The organism is Nocardiopsis mangrovi (genome assembly GCF_042653925.1).
Lineage (GTDB): Bacteria > Actinomycetota > Actinomycetes > Streptosporangiales > Streptosporangiaceae > Nocardiopsis_B > Nocardiopsis_B mangrovi.
Genome location: NZ_JBHSFQ010000025.1, coordinates 84563 through 102032, shown reverse-complemented (window position 1 = coordinate 102032; position 17470 = coordinate 84563). Strand labels below are relative to the sequence as shown.

General features: G+C 72.6%; 13 protein-coding genes. 3 read left to right on the top strand and 10 right to left on the bottom strand.

Going from position 1 to position 17470, the window contains the following annotated elements; translation table 11 throughout:
- Positions 1-79: 79 nt before the first annotated feature.
- From ACFO4E_RS22140 to ACFO4E_RS22130, 3 genes are all read right to left on the bottom strand, one after another.
- Positions 80-1048, bottom strand: a complete 969-nt coding sequence (locus tag ACFO4E_RS22140) for a coiled-coil domain-containing protein (RefSeq protein WP_378577792.1) — start codon at positions 1046-1048, stop codon at positions 80-82.
- A gap of 184 nt (positions 1049-1232) precedes the next feature.
- On the bottom strand, positions 1233-1787 hold the full coding sequence (gene def / locus ACFO4E_RS22135) for a peptide deformylase (RefSeq protein ID WP_378577790.1): 555 nt from the start codon (positions 1785-1787) through the stop codon (positions 1233-1235).
- 114 nt (positions 1788-1901) lie between these two features.
- Positions 1902-2711, bottom strand: coding sequence for a nucleotidyltransferase domain-containing protein (locus ACFO4E_RS22130; RefSeq protein WP_378577789.1), 810 nt, complete (start codon positions 2709-2711; stop codon positions 1902-1904).
- A 1028-nt stretch (positions 2712-3739) separates the two neighbouring features.
- On the opposite strand from ACFO4E_RS22130, the gene ACFO4E_RS22125 reads away from it, so the two are divergent.
- Complete coding sequence (locus ACFO4E_RS22125; protein WP_378577787.1) at positions 3740-4420, top strand: sirohydrochlorin chelatase; 681 nt, start codon at positions 3740-3742, stop codon at positions 4418-4420.
- Positions 4421-4739: 319 nt separating this feature from the next.
- On the opposite strand, the gene ACFO4E_RS22120 is transcribed toward ACFO4E_RS22125, so the two are convergent.
- The 3 genes from ACFO4E_RS22120 to ACFO4E_RS22110 form a co-directional block, all read right to left on the bottom strand.
- A complete protein-coding gene (locus ACFO4E_RS22120; RefSeq protein WP_378577785.1) occupies positions 4740-6830 on the bottom strand; it encodes a heavy metal translocating P-type ATPase in 2091 nt (696 codons plus the stop codon).
- Positions 6831-7331: 501 nt separating this feature from the next.
- Entirely contained in the window at positions 7332-8003 is a 672-nt protein-coding gene (locus ACFO4E_RS22115) for a DUF305 domain-containing protein (RefSeq protein ID WP_378577783.1), read from the bottom strand.
- Positions 8004-8151: 148 nt separating this feature from the next.
- Entirely contained in the window at positions 8152-8655 is a 504-nt protein-coding gene (locus ACFO4E_RS22110) for a DUF6153 family protein (protein WP_378577781.1), read from the bottom strand.
- A 168-nt stretch (positions 8656-8823) separates the two neighbouring features.
- On the opposite strand from ACFO4E_RS22110, the gene ACFO4E_RS22105 reads away from it, so the two are divergent.
- The gene (locus tag ACFO4E_RS22105) at positions 8824-9741 is read left to right on the top strand and encodes an aminoglycoside phosphotransferase family protein (protein WP_378577779.1); all 918 of its coding nucleotides are present in this window, start codon (positions 8824-8826) and stop codon (positions 9739-9741) included.
- A gap of 320 nt (positions 9742-10061) precedes the next feature.
- A complete protein-coding gene (locus tag ACFO4E_RS22100) occupies positions 10062-11171 on the top strand; it encodes a glycerophosphodiester phosphodiesterase family protein (RefSeq protein ID WP_378577777.1) in 1110 nt (369 codons plus the stop codon).
- 174 nt (positions 11172-11345) lie between these two features.
- Here the strand turns inward: ACFO4E_RS22100 and ACFO4E_RS22095 are convergent, their stop codons facing one another.
- From ACFO4E_RS22095 to kdpB, 4 genes are all read right to left on the bottom strand, one after another.
- Positions 11346-12029, bottom strand: a complete 684-nt coding sequence (locus ACFO4E_RS22095; RefSeq protein WP_378577802.1) for a response regulator — start codon at positions 12027-12029, stop codon at positions 11346-11348.
- Complete coding sequence (locus tag ACFO4E_RS22090) at positions 12029-14662, bottom strand: ATP-binding protein (RefSeq protein ID WP_378577775.1); 2634 nt, start codon at positions 14660-14662, stop codon at positions 12029-12031. Before ACFO4E_RS22090 ends, ACFO4E_RS22095 begins: the two co-directional genes overlap by 1 nt.
- Before the next feature lie 115 nt (positions 14663-14777).
- The gene (gene kdpC, locus ACFO4E_RS22085) at positions 14778-15371 is read right to left on the bottom strand and encodes a K(+)-transporting ATPase subunit C (RefSeq protein ID WP_378577773.1); all 594 of its coding nucleotides are present in this window, start codon (positions 15369-15371) and stop codon (positions 14778-14780) included.
- 5 nt (positions 15372-15376) lie between these two features.
- On the bottom strand, positions 15377-17470 hold the full coding sequence (gene kdpB / locus ACFO4E_RS22080) for a potassium-transporting ATPase subunit KdpB (protein ID WP_378577771.1): 2094 nt from the start codon (positions 17468-17470) through the stop codon (positions 15377-15379).

Below are 17470 nucleotides of genomic sequence, written 5' to 3'. Positions count from 1 at the left end.
CGCCCGCGGGGAGGCCCCGCCGCCGTCGGCGCGTCGCGCGGGGCTGACCCGCACGGCGCGCCGACGGCGGCGACGGGGCTCAGTACGACGAGATGTGGACGTGGTCGTAGTGGTTCTGGGTGATGCTGCCGCGGTCCTCCATGGGCTTCCAGCCGGCGCCCGGGTTGCGGGTGTCCCAGATCTTCTGCTCCCAGATGATGTACATGACGCCCAGCCGGCCGGCGTTGGCCTGCGCGTAGTCGGCGATCTGCTGCCCGAGCTGCTGGTTGGCCGCCGACGGGGAGCCGCCGTTGTTGCTCATCATGAAGTCGCACGCGCGGCCCGTGCCGTGCTCGCCGGGGTCGCCCGGGCGCAGGCAGCCCACCGGGAAGGGGGCGCCGAACTGGCTGACGATGTCGTCGCGGATGGCGGCCATGCGCGGGGTCGCGCCGTCCCAGCCGGGGCCGATCGCGCTGTCGGGGACGGAGCCGGTGCCGGGGGTGTCGGGGACCTGCTCGGCCTCGTACTCCTCGATCTTGGCGAGGACGTCGTCGCGCTGCCCCTCCAGGTCCTCGATGAGGTCCTCGGCCTCCTTGAGGGTGTCCCGGGCGTCGTCGGCGGCCTCTTGGCGCTCCCCTTCCAGCTCGGTCAGGGAGGCGACGCGCTCGCCGTTGTTGTTGGCGACGTGCCCGACGACGGCCGCGTCGTCCAGCATGCGGTCGGGGTGGCTGCTCATCACGATCTCGACCGCCGGGTCGAGCCCGCTGCCCTTGTACTGCGCCGCGGCGAGTTCGGCGACGTTGCCCCGTGCGATGTCGAGGTCGTCCTGGACCTGCTGGAGCCGTTCGTCGGCGTTGGCGACCGCCTCTTCGGCGTCGGTGAACTGCACGAGTTCACTGTCGTACTCGGCCTCCAGAGCCTCGGCGCGCTCGTTCAGCTCGTCGATGTCGACCTCTTCGTCGGCCGGGTCGGCGAAGGACGAGGCGGGCAGGAGGAGGGCGGCGCCGATCGCGAGACCGGCGAGGACGGCCGCGCGTGGGGCGGCGCGGCGGGCTGAGGGTGTGTACATGTGGGGTCACCTGGTGTCGGGCGCGGACGAACCTGCGGTCTCGCCCGGGGGTGTAGGGGCGGATGGGCGGGGAGTGGTGGTACCCGTGGTCCGCGCGATGCTGGGGCAGACGATACGAGATCCCGCCGTTATCTGACTAGCGATCCTAGGAGATTTATCCGGCGTTCGGGTCAGATCGGTCGGATCAGGACAATCCGCCGAACGCGCTCGGCAGCTTCGGCGCCGGCTCGGCGGGCGGCTCCTCGCGCAGGAACCACGCGGATCGCCGGACGGCGCGCATGGCGTCGCGGCGGGTCTCGCGGTCGAGGCGGGAGAGGTACAGCATGCCGTCGAGGTGATCCGTCTCATGCTGGAGGCAGCGGGCCATGAGCCCCTCGCCGCTGACGGTGACCGGCTCGTTGCGCAGGTCCACGCCGGTCACCACCGCCCGCTGCGCGCGCGTGGTGGGATACCAGAGCTCGGGTACGGACAGGCAGCCTTCGTCGCCCTCCTGGACCTCATCGGACAGCTCGGCGATCCGGGGGTTGATGACGTAGCCGATCTTTCCCTCGACGTTGTAGCTGAAGGCCCGCAGCCCCACCCCGATCTGGGTGGCGGCCACCCCCGCGCGCCCCGGTGCGTCGACGGTGTCGAGCAGGTCGCGGATGAGCGCGTCGGTGTGCCGGTCGAACGTGGTGACGGGGGTCGTCGCGGTGACGAGGACGGGGTCGCCGAAGAGGACGATGGGGCGCTTGCTCATGGCACCACAGCCTAGCCGCGCCCGGCGCGCGGCGGTCGGGGTTCGCCGCCGCGGCCGGCGGACGGCACCGCGGGCCGCGCGGGGGAGTCCGGGCGCCGGGCGCATCCGGGCCGGTCAGGCGAGACTGGGCGCCAGGGCGTCGTCGAGCACCATCTCGATGTAGTCCAGGGCGGCCCGGCGGCGGGCCAGCGCGCTGGCGTAGAGGGACGGGAGACGGCTGTCCCGGCGCACGCGCAGGCACTCGTTGACGATGTGCTGCCAGCGCTCGGGGAACGCGTGCAGGGCGTACATGCCCGCGCCCGATTTCGACGTGATCTCGCAGGTGCGCAGGGTGAAGTGCAGGCGGCTGACGCTCAGCACGCTCCACGAGGGCGCCAGGGATCCCAGCGCGGCCAGCCCGCGGGGGGTGACCAGCCGCCCGGCCTTGGCGCGCCAGCGGCGCCACTGCTCGTCGAGGCTGCCCAGCGACCACGCGCGCAGGCTCTCGGGCTCGTCCCACACCTCCAGCTCCACCGGGAGCGGGCCGCGGACCGTCACGCCGCGGGTGGCGAGCACGTGCCAGGTGACGGGGTTGACGTCGGCGGCGGCCTGCTCCTTGAACCGGCCGCCCACCACAGAGGGGACGGGACCGCAGGACGCGGGGTCTTCGGCGAGGTCGGCCCAGGTCACGTGGACACCGTTGAACTGGGGCGAGGGCATGTGCGAGCGCGTGCGCGCGTGGATGTGGCGCAGGGCGTCGCGTTCCGGACCGGTGGGGCGGTGGGGGGTCACGACGACGAAGTCGACGTCGCTGGAGTGGGGCCGGAAGTCGCCCAAGGCGACGGACCCGGTCAGATACAGGCCCTGGACCAGACCCGGCGCTTCGAGGTCCGCGGTGCGCAGGAACACCTCGGCCAGGGCCTGCACGCGTGGGTGAATCGCCATGCGGTCTCCAGTCTGGATCGTCCCGGCCGCGGTGAGCGCCGGATTCGGGTGCCGGCGCCCCGACGGTGCCGAGTGGCCCGCCGTGCGGTGTGGCGGTGCGCCTCCGCTACCGCTCCGGGGAGCGTGTGTCCGGGGTGCCGCGTGGTGGGTGCCGCCTGTGGCGTGCGGAGCCACCGTCAACCCCAAGTCTGAGATCCATCCTCACTGTTCGCAAGCGATCACACCGGATCCGCTTGCAGACTCCCCGGCCGACGGGGTGCGGGTGTGTGGGGGAATAGGGGTGGTCGCTCCCTTGACCCGCATGCGCGATCCTGCTATCTGAGGGCGCTCTGGGGTCCCTGTCCCGGCGGCACGATCCGATCGGGGCTCCACCCGCGCGGTTCGACGTGATGTCGGGCACACCCCGTTCGGATGGGCATGATACCCCCGCGATCGGCCCTTCGGGTGGAGAAGGTGGGATGACGGGATCGTCGCCCCCGTCCTTGCTGCTCGGTGCGGGGTGCCCGGGAATCGCCCGCGCCGGTGGGCCTGCGGCACCGCTGTTCCACGCCACCGATTACCGCGTATTGGGTTTACCGTGCCCTTCCGGATGGGTAGTGAGCAATTCCCGACTCGCATCCACGAATTGCCGTTCTGATCTGCGCCGCGCGGTGCAGAGAGGTTGGGAAATGTGCTGCCCCCCATATTGCGTCACGTTTTCGACCATCGGACGGGTGGTGCGGTTGCGGGCGGGTGCGAAGTGACCACCGCAACAGCAGGTGGCCGTGGAAAAAGCAATGCGACGTGTATAACGTGTTCGGCATGTGAGTGTGCGGCCTGGTCCGGATGGCGGATCCTCCCTCGCCCCCGACCGCCCGGCCCCGCAATGGAGCCGCTCCGCATTGATCCCCGCCGTTCCTTCGGCCGGTCGAGTCAGGTGATTGTGCTCTGTTTTCACGTGCTTAACACGAGGTCATTCCAGGGAAACCGCTGGTCCCTACCCTCTTCCGTACCGGACTGGCGTTCTCGGCGATTCCAAGGAGACGGATATGGTCCCGACGATGGTGCTCGTAGCAGATGATTCACGTGATGCGCATCGAAGGGAGGCCTTGTGCGATCTCGCCGGAGCCGTCGCCGATCGCGGCGAGGCCCCCGTCGTTCCGGCGTTCGGATCGCGGGCCGAGGTGGAGGCGGCCGTCCGCGCCGTCAGCGGCCCCAAGGTCGTGGTCCCGACGTTCGTGGCGGGGGGTGACCTCGCCAGCGCCGAGCTCTTCGCCGGCCTGAACCTGCACCACTCGGCCGACGCCTGCTCCACCGCACCGCTGGGGGCCGTCCCCTCCATCGTCGCCGACCTCGCGAGCCGGCTGCTGGACGACGGCTGGACCGCGGGCGACGGCGTCGTGCTGGCGGCCGACGGCAGCACCGACCAGGAGGAGCGGCAGACGGTGACCGACGTCGCCCGGATGCTCAGCCGCCGGCTCCAGTCCCCGGTGCAGGTCGGCTACCTCAACGCGTGGGCGCCCACGGTCACCGACGCGCTGGAGCGCCTGCACCGGGGCGGACACCGCAGAGTCTCGGTGGCCGCCTGGCGCCTGGTCGAAGGCGGCGACTACGACCGCCTCCGCGATCTCGGGGCCACCTCGCTGACCGCACCGCTGTGGCCGTCGGACATCGTGGTCGACACCCTGCTCGCCCAGCACCGCGCGGCGAAGGCACGCCTGGCAGCCTGAACCGACCCCGGAAGGCGGGCCGCCCCGACGGAGCCGCCTCCTCCCCCCACACACCTTCCCGCGCATCCCCGCACCGGGCGCCGCGCCGCGGCGCCCTCCGACCCCGAGCGCGACGACTCCGCTCCGTCCCGGGACCGGCGGCCGACCAGATGAATGGGGCCGACCGGGCAGATCGGGCGCCTGGCTCCGCTACCGTTGCGCAATGCTCTCACTGACCTTTCCCCTGATCCTCTTCCTTGGGCTCATGCTCCTCGTCGTGGTCGCCGGTGTCGTCGGCCTCATCGTGTGGGCGGCGCGGCGCTGACAGGCCCGTCGCGCCTCAGCCCCTCGGGCCCAGATCGACCCGGCGCAGCAGCTGCGCGTTGAGGGCCACCACGATGGTCGACAGGCTCATCAGCACCGCACCGACCGCGGGCGGGAGCACGAACCCGATCGGCGCCAGGACGCCCGCGGCGAGCGGTACCGACAGCACGTTGTAGCCCGCGGCCCACCCGAGGTTCTGCCGCATCTTGCGGTAGCCGGCGACCGACAGCTTGCGCACGGCCAGGACCCCGCGGGGGTCGTCCGACGCCAGCACCACGCCCGCCGACTCGATCGCGACATCGGTGCCCGCGCCGATGGCGATGCCGACATCGGCGCGCGCCAGCGCCGGGGCGTCGTTCACGCCGTCGCCGACCATGGCCACGACGTCGCCGCGCTCCTGTAGGTCGCGGACCACGCCGTCCTTCTCGTCGGGCAGCACCTCGGCGAACACCTCGTCGAGCCCGAGCCGTGCCGCCACGGAGTCGGCGACGCTGCGCGCGTCGCCGGTCACCATGGCCACCCGCACCCCGTGTTCCTGGAGCTCGCGGACGGCCCGCGCCGACTCCGGCCGGACCTCGTCGGCCAGCGCCAGGGCGCCGACCACCGTGCCGTCGCGGACGACGTGCAGAACAGTGGAGCCGCGGTCGCGCCATTCGCGGGTTCGCTCCTCCAGCGCGGCGGGCTCCGCCAGGTCGAGCGCCGCCAGCAGGGCGGGGCCGCCCACGTGCACGGTGGCGCCGTCGACGACGGCGTGCACCCCGCGCCCGGTCAGCGAACGGAACTCCGCGGCCCGGGGCAGCGCGCCCTTCTCGCGGGCCGCGCGGACGACCGCCTTGGCCAGCGGGTGCTCGGAATCGGACTCCACCGCACCCGCCAGGGCCAGGACGCGATCGCCGTCCTCCCCTTCGGCGGCGGCCACGTCGGCGACCGCGGGGCTGCCCTTGGTCAGGGTGCCGGTCTTGTCGAAGAGAACGGCGTCGACGACGCGCATGCGCTCCAGCGCCAGCCGGTCCTTGACCAGGATCCCGGCCCGCGCCGACATCCCCGTCGAGATCGCGATGACCAGCGGGATCGCCAGGCCGAGGGCGTGCGGGCAGGCGATGACCAGGACGGTGACGGTGCGGGTGACCGCGTCGGTGAGGTCGCCCATGAGCGTCCAGACGGCGAAGGTGAGCAGTCCCGCCCCAAGCGCGAACCAGAAGAGCAGGGCGGCCGCCCGGTCGGCCAGCGCCTGCGCGCGGGAGCGCGACGCCTGCGCCTCGGCCACCAGCCGCTGGATGCCGGCGAGCGTGGTGTCGTCGCCGACCGCGTCCACGCGCACCCGCAGCGCGGAGTCGGTGGCCACCGTCCCGGCCACCACGTGGTCGCCGGCCGCGCGGGTGACGGTACGGGACTCGCCGGTGATCATGGATTCGTCCATGGCGGCGGCGCCATCGGACACGGTGCCGTCGGCGGGGACCCGTCCGCCGGAGCGCACCAGGACGGTGTCGCCCGGCCGCAGGGCGGCGATCGCCACCTCGGCGGTCTCCCCGTCGGACCCGATGCGCTCGGCGGTGTCGGGCAGCAGTGCCGCCAGCGCCTCCAGCGCCCCGGACGCCTGGCCCAGTGCCCGCATCTCCAGCCAGTGCCCCAGCAGCATGATGACGATCAGCAGGACGAGTTCCCACCAGAAGTCGAGCGCCATGCCCGCGAGGCCGAACGTGCTGGCCAGACTCGCCACGAACGCGACGCTGATGGCCATCGCCACCAGCGTCATCATCCCCGGCTGGCGGACACGCAGCTCCGTGACCGCCCCGCTGAGGAAGGGCCAGCCGCCGTAGCCGAAGACAACGGTCCCCAGCACGGGCGGCACCCAGGTCAGCACATCGGGGACCATGTACCCGAGCCACCCGGCGACCATGTGACTGGTCGCGACGACGGGCACCGAGAGCACCAGACTCCACCAGAACCGCCCCCGGAACACGGCGGCGTGATCCCCGTGCCCGCTGTGCCCGCCGCCGTCTCCGTGGCCGTGGCCGTGGTGTTGGTCGTGGTGCCCCTCGTGCGTTGCGTGCCCGCCGTGATCGGCTTGCCCGCTGTGATCGTGCGGTTCAGCGTCGGAGGTCATGACATCGCTCCCTGGACTAGTTCATCAACGCTCCATTAATACCCCTAGGGGGTATATTCCTGTCAAGGGGACATGCGGATGAGATCGAGAGGAATGGCGAGATCGGCCAGGGGGCCGCAGGCCACCCGCCCGGTCCCGCCCTGGGGGCCGGGCGGGTCGCCTGATTCATCTCCGCCTGTGCGGAGCGGACGCCCGGCCGTCCGACCACATCCAGGGGAGGAACGGTTCATCTCCGCCTGTGCGGAGCGGACTCCGTGAAACAGCTCTCGGGATCGTCATTCCACGGTTCATCTCCGCCTGTGCGGAGCGGACACTAACTGACCTGGTGTTATTCGCGGGCCGAATACCGTTCGGTGGCCTTCGTAGGCGCCGCGAACGGGGTCGGACCGTGTAGGGAGATCGTGGCCATCACGCCGACTATGTCACAGGGGAGTGGAGCGCGGGCGCCCCCTTCGGGGCGCCCGCACCCTCGCCGCCGGTCATTGACCGGCGTGTAGCGGATCAGTGGCCGCCGTGGCCGCCCTCTTCGCCGCCCTCGGCGCCGGTGTCGGCGTCCGAGCCGGAGTCCTCCGCCGGGGCGGACGGGTCCTCGCCGAGGAGGCCGCGCATCTCCTCGATCTCGGTCTCCTGGGCGTCCACGATCTCCTGGGCCATCTCGACGGCCTCGGGGTAGGAGCCGCTCTCCAGCTCTGTCTGGGCCATCTCGACCGCGCCCTCGTGGTGTTCGATCATCAGCTCCAGGTAGAGCGTGTCGAATTCCTCGCCCTCGGCCGCTTCCAGCTCGGCCATCTGGTCGTCGCTCATCATCCCGTCCATGCCGTGGTCCATGCCGCCCTCGGGCTCGGTCGGCTCGCCCCAGGTCTCCAGCATCGCGGTCAGCCGCTCGATCTCGGGGCCCTGGGCGTCCTCGATCCGCTGGGCGAGGTCGAGGACCTCGTCCCCCGCGCGGCTCTCGGCCAGGCTCGACATCTCCACGGCCTGCTCGTGGTGCGGGATCATCATCTGCGCGAACATCACGTCCGCGGAGTTGGCCTCCGCCGACGCCTCGGGCGACGACGACGGGGCGGCCGAGTCGTCCTCGGCGGCCGTCCCGCACGACGCCAGGGCGGCGCTTCCGGCGAGGACGACGATGGGCAGCAGCAGGCGGGCACGCGTGACGCGCGTGTCGAACATAGGGATCCTTCTCCTTGGTGTCGCGCGCAGCACGGCACGGCACAGCCGTGCAGTGGCGCGGATGTCCTGCGAGTGGTGGTGGATGGGCCCGGAGCGCGGCGCGATCGAGTGCGCGCAAGGGCGCGGCGGCGCGCGCTCCCCGGGGCATCTACACCCGCAACACCTGGAGGGCGGAGAGAGAGGGTGGCCGTCTCGGCGGCCGGCCCGCGACCGCCGACTGCGGCAGCGGCCGTGTGCGGGCCGGTGAGGTGCGGCCCGGCCAGTGCCGGAACGCCCCGGTGACGACCCACAGCAGGGCCAGCGCGAGCCCGCCGAAGGCCAGGCAGACCGAGGTGGGGTCGAGCGGCATAGGGGCGTCCGAGCCGCCGCCCTCATCGGGCGCGGCCGCCGCCATGTGGCCGGCGCCCGTGGAGTCGCCGGCGCCGTCCCGCTCGCCCGGCGCGGCGGAATCCGCCGCCTCGCCGCGGTCGGCGGAACCGTCCGCCGGTGCCGCCGCGGGCGCCGTCATGGCCTGTGCGGAGGACCCGGATTCGTGGTCGGAGTGCAGGTGGCCGAGGGTGTGCATGGCCCCGACGCCCACCACCACGCACAGCAGCAGCACCAGGCGGGCCCAGAGGGGCGCCGACCGTCGCGGGTGCGCTGTGCTGATCACGACCCCATCCTAATGCCCCTGTGGGGTATAGAAACGCCCACTCACTGGGTAGATCCCCTCAGGACGCCCCCCGCCCCACGCGCGCCCCCCGTGCGAGTTTTCGTGGTGGTAACAGGGTGGCAACCGGAATCCCGATTCCCGAGCTGTGCATGTTCCTAAGGTGGAGGCATGAGCGACGTCATAGCGCAACTGATCGATGACAAACAGCGAGCGCGCCTGCTGCGCCGTTTCGGTACCGGCGCGACGGACTGGCTGACCGGCCTTCCCGGGCTGGTGGCCGACCTCGCGGCCGAGTGGAAGCTCACCATCGACGGTCCGGCTCCCCACGGCCGGACCTCCGTGGTGCTGTTCTGCCGCCGGGTCGACGGCTCCGCGGGCATCCTGAAGATCTCGCCCGACCCCGGGCTGGGCTCCAGCGAGGCACGCATCCTGAAGCTCTGGGAGAGCAGCGGCCGCGTCCCCGCCGTGTGGGAGGTCGACGCCGAACGCGGCGCCGTCCTGCTGGAGGCCATCGGCACCGGCCGCACCGTCTCCCTCAACGGTGAGGTGCCCCCGATGCGGACCATCGGCGAACTGATCCGCGACCTGCACGAGGTCGACATCCCCGACGGAGAGCGGGGCGAGCTGCACCCGCTCCTCACGCGGGTCAACTTCATCTTCGACATGTGGGACCGCAACCGGCGCGAAGGCGTCGCCGCCGACCTGGTGCCCACGGCGCTGCTGCACATGGGCCACTCGCGGGCCCGGGCGCTGGCCCACGGCCAGGACGACCTGGTCCCGCTGCACGGAGACCTGCACCCCGGCAACGTCATCGACGGCGGGCCCGAACGGGGCCTGGTCGCGGTCGACCCCCGCGCCTGCCTCGGGGACGCCGCCTTCGACGCCGTCGACTGGGTCCTGTGGAAGGCCACCTCGATCGGCGAGGTCGAGCAGCGGGTGTCCGAGCTGTCCGCCGCGATGGACGTGTCCGGGGAGCGGATGCTCGCATGGGCACGCGCGCACGCCCCGATCTTCGCCGTGGCATGGGCCCAGCGGGGCCGGGCCGACTCCGAGAAGTTCCACTTCCTGCTCGACTTCGCGTCCTGACCGGCGCCCGCCGTGTCGGCACGTGAGTGGCGCGGACCACTCCCGCCGCGACCACAGCGCCCCGCCACCGGGGCGCGTTCCCGTGCCGGCACGGCGTGTCCGGACGACACGCCTCCCCTTCGCCCCCTCCGCCACGGTTCCGTCACCGCCGCACCAACGGACAGTCCCGATCACGCCACCGAAAGTGTCCGGTTGTGGCCGTTCCATTCACAATTCGGCCGTACGTGGGTTTTCGTTCGATCCTGGTGAATCGACGCGATGCATGGGCAGAGGAGCCTTCCCATGTCCGTGATCACGAGATGGGGAATCGAAGGAGACGCATGCGGCAACACGCCCTCACCTACGGATGGACCGCCTTCTCGGCCCCCCTGCTGGCCTTCGGCGTCCTGGCCGGCGCCGCCGTCCCGGCAGCGGCCGACGACGCCCCGCGGACCGGCGGGGAGGAGTCCATCATCGAGACCCCGTGGGTGATCGCCCACCGCGGTGCCTCCGCCTACCGGCCCGAGCACACGCTCGCCGCCTACGACCTCGCGGTGCGCCAGCGCGCCGACTTCATCGAGCCCGACCTCGTGCCCACTAAGGACGGCCACCTGATCGCCCGGCACGAGAACGAGCTCGGCGGCACCACCGACGTCGCCGACCACCCGGAGTTCGCCGACCGCCGCACCACCAAGACCATCGACGGCGCCTCCGTCACGGGCTGGTTCTCCGAGGACTTCACCCTGGAGGAGATCAAGACGCTGCGGGCCGTCGAGCGCATCCCCGACATCCGGCCGGGCAACACCCGCTACGACGGCGAGTACGAGATCCCCACGTTCGACGAGGTGCTGGACCGCTGGGAGGAGCACCGCGACACGAGGCGGGGCCGCGACCTCCAGATCATCCCCGAGCTCAAGCACGGCGCCTATTTCGACTCCATCGGGCTCGACACCGAGGCGATGGTCGCCGAGACGCTCAAGGAGCGCGGCCTCGACGGCGAGGACGCGCCGCTGACCCTCCAGTCCTTCGAGCCCGGCAGCGCCCGCGAGCTCGACGGCCTCGTCGACACCCCCATCGTGCAGCTCATCAGCGGCTCGCAGCGGGACCTCACCACCCCTGAAGCACTCGACGAGATCGCCGAGTACGCCCAGGCCATCGGCCCCGAGACGCGCCTGGTGCTGCCCATCGGCTCCGATGGCCGCGCCGGCACCCCCACCCCGCTGGTCGCCGACGCCCACGACCGCGGCCTGCTCGTCACCCCCTACACCCTCCGCAGCGAGAACGCCCACCTGCCCGACGGCTACGACAAGGGCGACGACCCGACGCGCTACGGCGACCACCGGTCCTACTACACCGCCGTGCTCGCCACCGGTGTCGACGGCGTGTTCTCCGACAACCCCGACCACCTGCGCGCGGCCCGCGACGCGTTCGTCGAGGACCGCGACGACTAGAGGCCGCCGGCCCCTCGCCGAGTCCCGCGGGACCCGATCGACCTCGCGGTACGCGGGCCGCCCGCCGCCTCGGCCGGCGGCGGGCGACCCGCCCCGTCTGGACCCGCCGTTGCCCCCGCCGGGTCCCGTCACCCGGCCGGCCGACCGGCGCCCGCGCGCGGCCGGCCGCCGTTCTCAGCCCTTGCCGTTGCGCTCGAACCGGTAGCCCATCCCCGCCTCGGTGATGAGGTAGCGCGGGTGCGCAGGGTCGGGCTCCAGCTTGCGCCGCAGCTGAGCCATGTAGACGCGCAGGTAGTTGGTCTCGCTCTGGTAGGCGGGCCCCCACACGTCGTGCAGCAGTTGGCGCTGGCTGACCAGCCGCCCGGCGTTGCGGGTCAGGATCTCCAGGATGTGCCACTCGGTGGGGGTCAGCCGCACCTCGGCGCCATCGCGCGCCACCCGCTTGGCCCCGAGGTCCACGGTGAACGCCTCGGTGGCCACCACCGGCGCCTCCTCCACGTGCACCGACCTGCGCTGTGCCGCGCGGATACGGGCCAGCAGCTCGTCCATCCCGAACGGCTTGGTGACGTAGTCGTCGGCGCCCGCGTCCAGCGAGCGGACCTTCTCACTGGCCGAATGCCGCGCCGAGAGCACGATGATCGGCACCGACGTCCAGCCGCGCAGCCCCTCGATCACCTCGCCGCCCTCCATATCGGGCAGCCCCAGGTCGAGCAGCACGATGTCGGGCGGGTGCTTGGCGGCGGCCTGGAGGGCGGACGCGCCGTCGAACGCCGTGTCCACCTCGTAGCCCCGCGCACGCAGATTGATCCGCATCGCACGGATGATCTGCGCGTCGTCATCGACGACCAGGATCCGCATCACGCGCCCCCACTCTCCGTCGCTCCCATGTCCGCCGACGCGCCGGCCCGGCCGGCGCCTCCCGTCCCCGCGGTGTCCGCCGCGCCCCGGCCGCCGCCCGCGGCACCGGGGCCGGCGGCGGGGAGCGTGAACACCATGGTCAGCCCGCCGCCCGGGGTGTCCTCGACGGTCAGGGTGCCGTCGACCGCCTCGGTGAACCCGCGCGCCACGGCCAGGCCCAGCCCGATCCCGGTGCCGCGCGGGGCGTCGCCGAGCCGCTGGAACGCCTCGAAGATGCGCTCCTTGGACTCGTCGGGCACGCCCGGCCCGTGGTCGGCCACGCGCAGCTCCACCACGTCGCCCAAGGCGCTGGCCGAGATCAGGAACGGCCGCGCCCCCTCGGGGTTGTGGCGCGCCGCGTTCTGCACGACGTTGGCGACGGCCCGTTCCAGCAGGCCCGCGTCGGCGCGGACCCGCGGCAGGTCGTCGGGCACCTCCACGCTGACGCTGTGCGGCGGGATGCCGATGAGGGTGGCCGGGACGACCTCTTCAAGGCCCACGTCGCGCAGGTTGGGGCGGACGGTATCGGTCTGGAGCCGGCTCATGTCCAGCAGGTTGCCGACGAGCCCGTTGAGCCGGTCGGTGGAGTCCTCGATGTTCTCCAGCAGCTCGGCCCGGTCGGCCTCGTCCAGGTCGAAGTCGGCCGACCGCAGGCTCGACACGCTCGCCTTGATGGAGGTGAGCGGGGTGCGCAGGTCGTGGGAGACCGCCGCCAGCAGGGCGGTGCGGATCTTGTTCTTGGCCGCCTGCCGCTTGGCCTCGGCGGCGTCGAGGGTGAGCCGCTGCCGCTCCAGGGCGATGCCGATGTTGGTGGCGAACGCGCCGAGGATCCGCCGGTCCGCCGCCGGGAGCACGTGCCCGCGCAGGGCCAGCGCCAGGTTGTCGCTGACCGACACGAGCGCGTCGGCCTCATCGGGGGATGCGCAGGGCGGGCCGACGCCCACCGATTCCCAGCGCACCCACTCGCCGTTGTCCTCCTGCCCCAGCAGGGCCACCGAGCGCTGGGCGAAGGTCTCGCGGATCCGCAGCAGCAGCGCGGGCAGGGGCTCTTGGCCGTCGAGCACGCTGCCCGCCAGCAGGCTCAGCGTGCTGGCCTCGGCGCGCGCCCGTGCCGCCTGCACGGACCGCCGCTTGGAGATGTCGACGACGATCGCCACGAGCACCCCGACCAGGATGAAGACCACGAGGGCGATGGCGTTGTCGAGCTGGTTGATGGTGGAGCGGTACAGGGGCGGGGTGAACAGGAGGTTCAGGACCATGCTGCCCCACACCGCGCTGCACACCGCCGGCCACAGCCCGCCCACCATCGCGGTGATGACCGTCGCGGTGAGGAACACCAGGACGTCGGTCGTCAGGCCGAGCTCGTCGGCGATCGGCAGGTGCAGCAGGGCGGCCAGGACCATGGGCCCGAGGAGGCCCAGCACCCACCCCCACACCAGGCGCATCGTTCCCAGGCTCCCGGCCAGCGGCGGCAGCAGCCCGCGGCCGCGCCCGACCTCCTCGTGGGTGACGATGTGCACGTCGATGTCCCCGGATTCGCGGGCGACGGTGGACCCCACACCGGGGCCGAAGACGTACTGCCAGCTGCGCCGCCGCGACGAGCCCAGCACGATCTGGGTGGCGTTGACCCCGCGCGCGAACTCCAGCAGCGCGGTGGGGATGTCGTCGCCGACCACCTGGTGGTAGGTGCCGCCCAGCTCGGCCAGGAGCTGGCGCTGGCGGGCCAGGGCCTCGGGCGGCACATGGCGAAGCCCGTCGCTGGAGACCACGTGCACGGCCATGAGGTGGCTGGGCTGCGGCCGGCCACCGCGCGAGCGGGCGGCCACGCGCGCCGCGCGCCGCAGCAGGGTCTCGCCTTCGGGGCCACCGGTCAACGCGACCACGACCCGCTCCCGTGCCTCCCAGGTCTGGCGGATCTTGTGCTCGCCGCGGTAGCGCGCCAGCCCTTCGTCGACCCGGTCGGCGACCCACAGCAGAGCCAGCTCCCGCAGCGCGGTGAGGTTGCCCTCGCGGAAGTAGTTGGACAGCGCGGCGTCGATCTTCTCGGCCGGGTAGATGTTGCCGTGCGACATCCGGCGCCGCAGCGAGTGCGGGGACATGTCGCACAGCTCGATCTGGTCGGCCCGGCGGACGATCTCGTCGGGGATGGTCTCGCGCTGGCGCACCCCGGTGATCTGCTGGACGACGTCGTTCAGCGACTCCAGGTGCTGGATGTTGACCGTGGAGATGACATCGATGCCGGCCGCCAGCAGTTCGTCGACGTCCTGCCAGCGCTTGGCGTTCCCGGCCCCGGGGACGTTGGTGTGGGCGAGTTCGTCGACCACCGCCACCCGCGGGGCGCGCGCGATCAGCGCGCGCAGGTCGAGCTCCTCGAACGTGCCGTCGCGGTGGGTGAGGGGCCGGCGGGGCAGGACCTCCAGGCCCTCCAGCAGTTCGGCGGTGACGTCGCGGCCGTGGGTCTCGACGAAGCCGACGACGATGTCGGTGCCGCGCTCAATGCGGCGCCGCGCCTCGCTCAGCGCCGCGTAGGTCTTGCCCACACCCGGGGCGGCGCCCAGGTATATCCGGAGTTTTCCACGTGCCACACCATCCATTGTGCGTTGTGTCCTTTGTTCTTTCGCTCCGGTACGGCGGCGGGTCCCCCCGAGGCGCCGCCGGGCCGGTATCCCTCTGGCCTGCGTGTCCGGCCCTCGGGTGCGCGGCATGGGATCACCCCGCTGCGAGCGCCGCGTTGAGCGTGACCACGTTCACCGCGGGCGACCCGATGAACCCGAGCGCCCGCCCGTCGGTGTGCTCGGCGATCAGGCCGCCCACCTCCTCGGCGCTCATGCCGCGCGCGGCGGCGACGCGGTCGGCCTGGAGCGCGGCGTACTCCGGGGAGATGTGCGGGTCCAGGCCGCTGGCGCTCGCCGTCACCGCGTCGGGGGGCACCGCGTCCGGAGCGACGCCCTCCTCGGCGGCGACCGCGGCCCGGCGCTGGGCCACCGCCTCCCGCAGCTCCTCACTGTTGGGGCCGAGGTTGGACGCCGAACTCGCCGCGCCGTCGTAGCCGTCCTCGCCGGCCGCCGAGGGGCGCGGGTGGAACCACTCGGCGCCCTCGGCGTTCTGGCCGATGAGGGCGGAGCCGGCGACCCCGCCGCCGGCGCCGCGGATGAGGGAGCCGTCGGCCTGGGCGGGGAAGAGCACCTGCCCGACGCCGGTCACGGCGAGCGGGTAGGCCAGGCCGAGCAGCACGGTCAGGACGAGCAGCGCACGGGCCGCCGCGCCGTACTGGCGCAGGGCCGCGGGTGTGAAGGCGGGCACGGTGATCAGACCAATCCGGGGATCGATGAGACGACGAGGTCGATGAGCTTGATGCCGATGAACGGGGTGACGAGCCCGCCCAGCCCGTAGACGAGCAGGTTGCGGCGGAGCATCGCGTCGGGCGCCGCCGAGCTGTACCGCACACCGCGCAGGGCGAGCGGGACGAGCGCCACGATGACCAGCGCGTTGAACACGACCGCCGAGAGGATCGCCGACTGCGGCCCGGCCAGCCCCATGATGTCCAGGGCTTCCAGGCCGCCGTATCCGGGGATCGCGGCGAACATCGCCGGGATGATCGCGAAGTACTTCGCGACGTCGTTGGCGACGGAGAACGTGGTCAGCGCGCCGCGGGTGATGAGCAGCTGCTTGCCGATCCGCACGATCTCGATCAGCTTGGCCGGATCGGAGTCCAGGTCGACCATGTTCCCGGCCTCCTTGGCCGCAGTCGTCCCCGTGTTCATCGCCACGCCGACGTCGGCCTGCGCGAGCGCCGGGGCGTCGTTGGTGCCGTCGCCGGTCATGGCGACCATGCGGCCGCCCTCCTGCTCGCGCTTGATCAGGTCCAGCTTGTCCTGCGGGGTGGCCTCCGCCAGGAAGTCGTCCACCCCGGCCTCGGCGGCGATGGCGGCGGCGGTCCGCGGGTTGTCGCCGGTGATCATCACCGTCCGGATGCCCATGGCGCGCAGCTGCGCGAACCGTTCGCGCAGGCCCGCCTTGACGACGTCCTTGAGGTGGACGACGCCCAGGACGCGCGCGGTCTCCCCGTCGTTCTCGGCGACCACCAGCGGGGTTCCGCCGTCGTTGGAGATCCGGTCGACGAGGTCGGTGGTGTCGTCGGGCCAGGTGCCGCCCTGGCGCCGCACCCACGCCTTCACGGCCGAGGCCGCCCCCTTGCGGACGCAGCGGCCCCCGGGCAGGTCCATCCCGCTCATCCGGCTCTCGGCGCTGAAGGGGACCGGCACGGCGCCGGCGGCATCGCCGTCCCGCGTCTTCGTCGCGGGCGCGCACAGCGCCACGATGCTGCGCCCCTCGGGCGTGCCGTCGGCCAGGCTCGACAGGTGGGCCGCCGCCATCAGCTCCCGCCGGTCCACCCCCGCCACGGGAACCACGTCGTGCGCCTGCCGGTCGCCGAGGGTGATCGTGCCGGTCTTGTCCAGCAGCAGGGTCGTGACGTTGCCGGCGGCCTCCACGGCGCGCCCCGACATCGCGAGCACGTTGCGGCGGACCAGCCGGTCCATCCCGGCGATCCCGATGGACGACAGCAGGGCGCCGATGGTCGTGGGGATGAGGCACACGAGCAGCGCCACCAGCACGGGCACGTCCAGCCGCCCGCCCGACCAGATCGCGAACGGCTGGAGCGTCACCACGGCCAGCAGGAAGCAGACGGACAGGGACGCCAGCAGCGCGTTCAGCGCGATCTCGTTGGGGGTCTTCTGCCGCTGGGCGCCTTCGACCAGCGCGATCATCCGGTCCAGGAAGGTGGCGCCGGGTTCGGCGGTGATGCGGACGACGATGCGGTCGCTGAGCACCACGGTGCCGCCGGTGACCGCGCTGCGGTCGCCGCCCGATTCCCGGATGACGGGGGCGGACTCGCCGGTGACCGCGGATTCGTCGACGCTGGCCACGCCGTCGACGACGTCGCCGTCGCCGGGGATGACGTCGCCCGCCTCGCAGACGACGAGGTCGCCCGCCGTCAGTCCGGTGGCGGCGATCCGCGATTCGGTCCCACCGCGCAGCAGCCGGGCGGTGGATTCGCGGCGCGCCCGGCGGAGCGTGTCGGCCTGCGCCTTGCCGCGGCCCTCGGCGACCGCCTCGGCGAGGTTGGCGAAGACCACCGTGGCCCACAGCCACAGTGTCACCGAGACCGTGAACACGCTCGGGTCGGCCAGGCAGTAGGCGGTGGTCAGCACGGATCCGGCCAGCACGGTGAACATCACCGGCTGCTTCACCATGAGCCGCGGGTCGAGCTTGCGCAGCGCCGAGGGGACCGCCGCTGCGAGGGCCTTCGGCGAGAACGCGCCCGCGGCGGGCGGGCGGGGGTCGTGTCCGGCCGGGCGCGCGGGCCCGCCGGGTCTGTGCCGGGTGACGGTTTCGGCCAT

Bases quoted from the DNA above. Each gene is read 5' to 3' on its own strand.
- ACFO4E_RS22105 (WP_378577779.1), top strand. From the start codon at position 8,824: ATGAGCGACGTCATAGCGCAACTGATCGATGACAAACAGCGAGCGCGC.
- ACFO4E_RS22095 (WP_378577802.1), bottom strand. From the start codon at position 12,029: ATGCGGATCCTGGTCGTCGATGACGACGCGCAGATCATCCGTGCGATG.
- kdpB (WP_378577771.1), bottom strand. From the start codon at position 17,470: ATGGCCGAAACCGTCACCCGGCACAGACCCGGCGGGCCCGCGCGCCCG.
- ACFO4E_RS22100 (WP_378577777.1), top strand. From the start codon at position 10,062: ATGCGGCAACACGCCCTCACCTACGGATGGACCGCCTTCTCGGCCCCC.
- ACFO4E_RS22130 (WP_378577789.1), bottom strand. From the start codon at position 2,711: ATGGCGATTCACCCACGCGTGCAGGCCCTGGCCGAGGTGTTCCTGCGC.
- ACFO4E_RS22140 (WP_378577792.1), bottom strand. From the start codon at position 1,048: ATGTACACACCCTCAGCCCGCCGCGCCGCCCCACGCGCGGCCGTCCTC.
- ACFO4E_RS22120 (WP_378577785.1), bottom strand. From the start codon at position 6,830: ATGACCTCCGACGCTGAACCGCACGATCACAGCGGGCAAGCCGATCAC.
- ACFO4E_RS22090 (WP_378577775.1), bottom strand. From the start codon at position 14,662: ATGGATGGTGTGGCACGTGGAAAACTCCGGATATACCTGGGCGCCGCC.
- ACFO4E_RS22125 (WP_378577787.1), top strand. From the start codon at position 3,740: ATGGTCCCGACGATGGTGCTCGTAGCAGATGATTCACGTGATGCGCAT.
- def (WP_378577790.1), bottom strand. From the start codon at position 1,787: ATGAGCAAGCGCCCCATCGTCCTCTTCGGCGACCCCGTCCTCGTCACC.
- ACFO4E_RS22115 (WP_378577783.1), bottom strand. From the start codon at position 8,003: ATGTTCGACACGCGCGTCACGCGTGCCCGCCTGCTGCTGCCCATCGTC.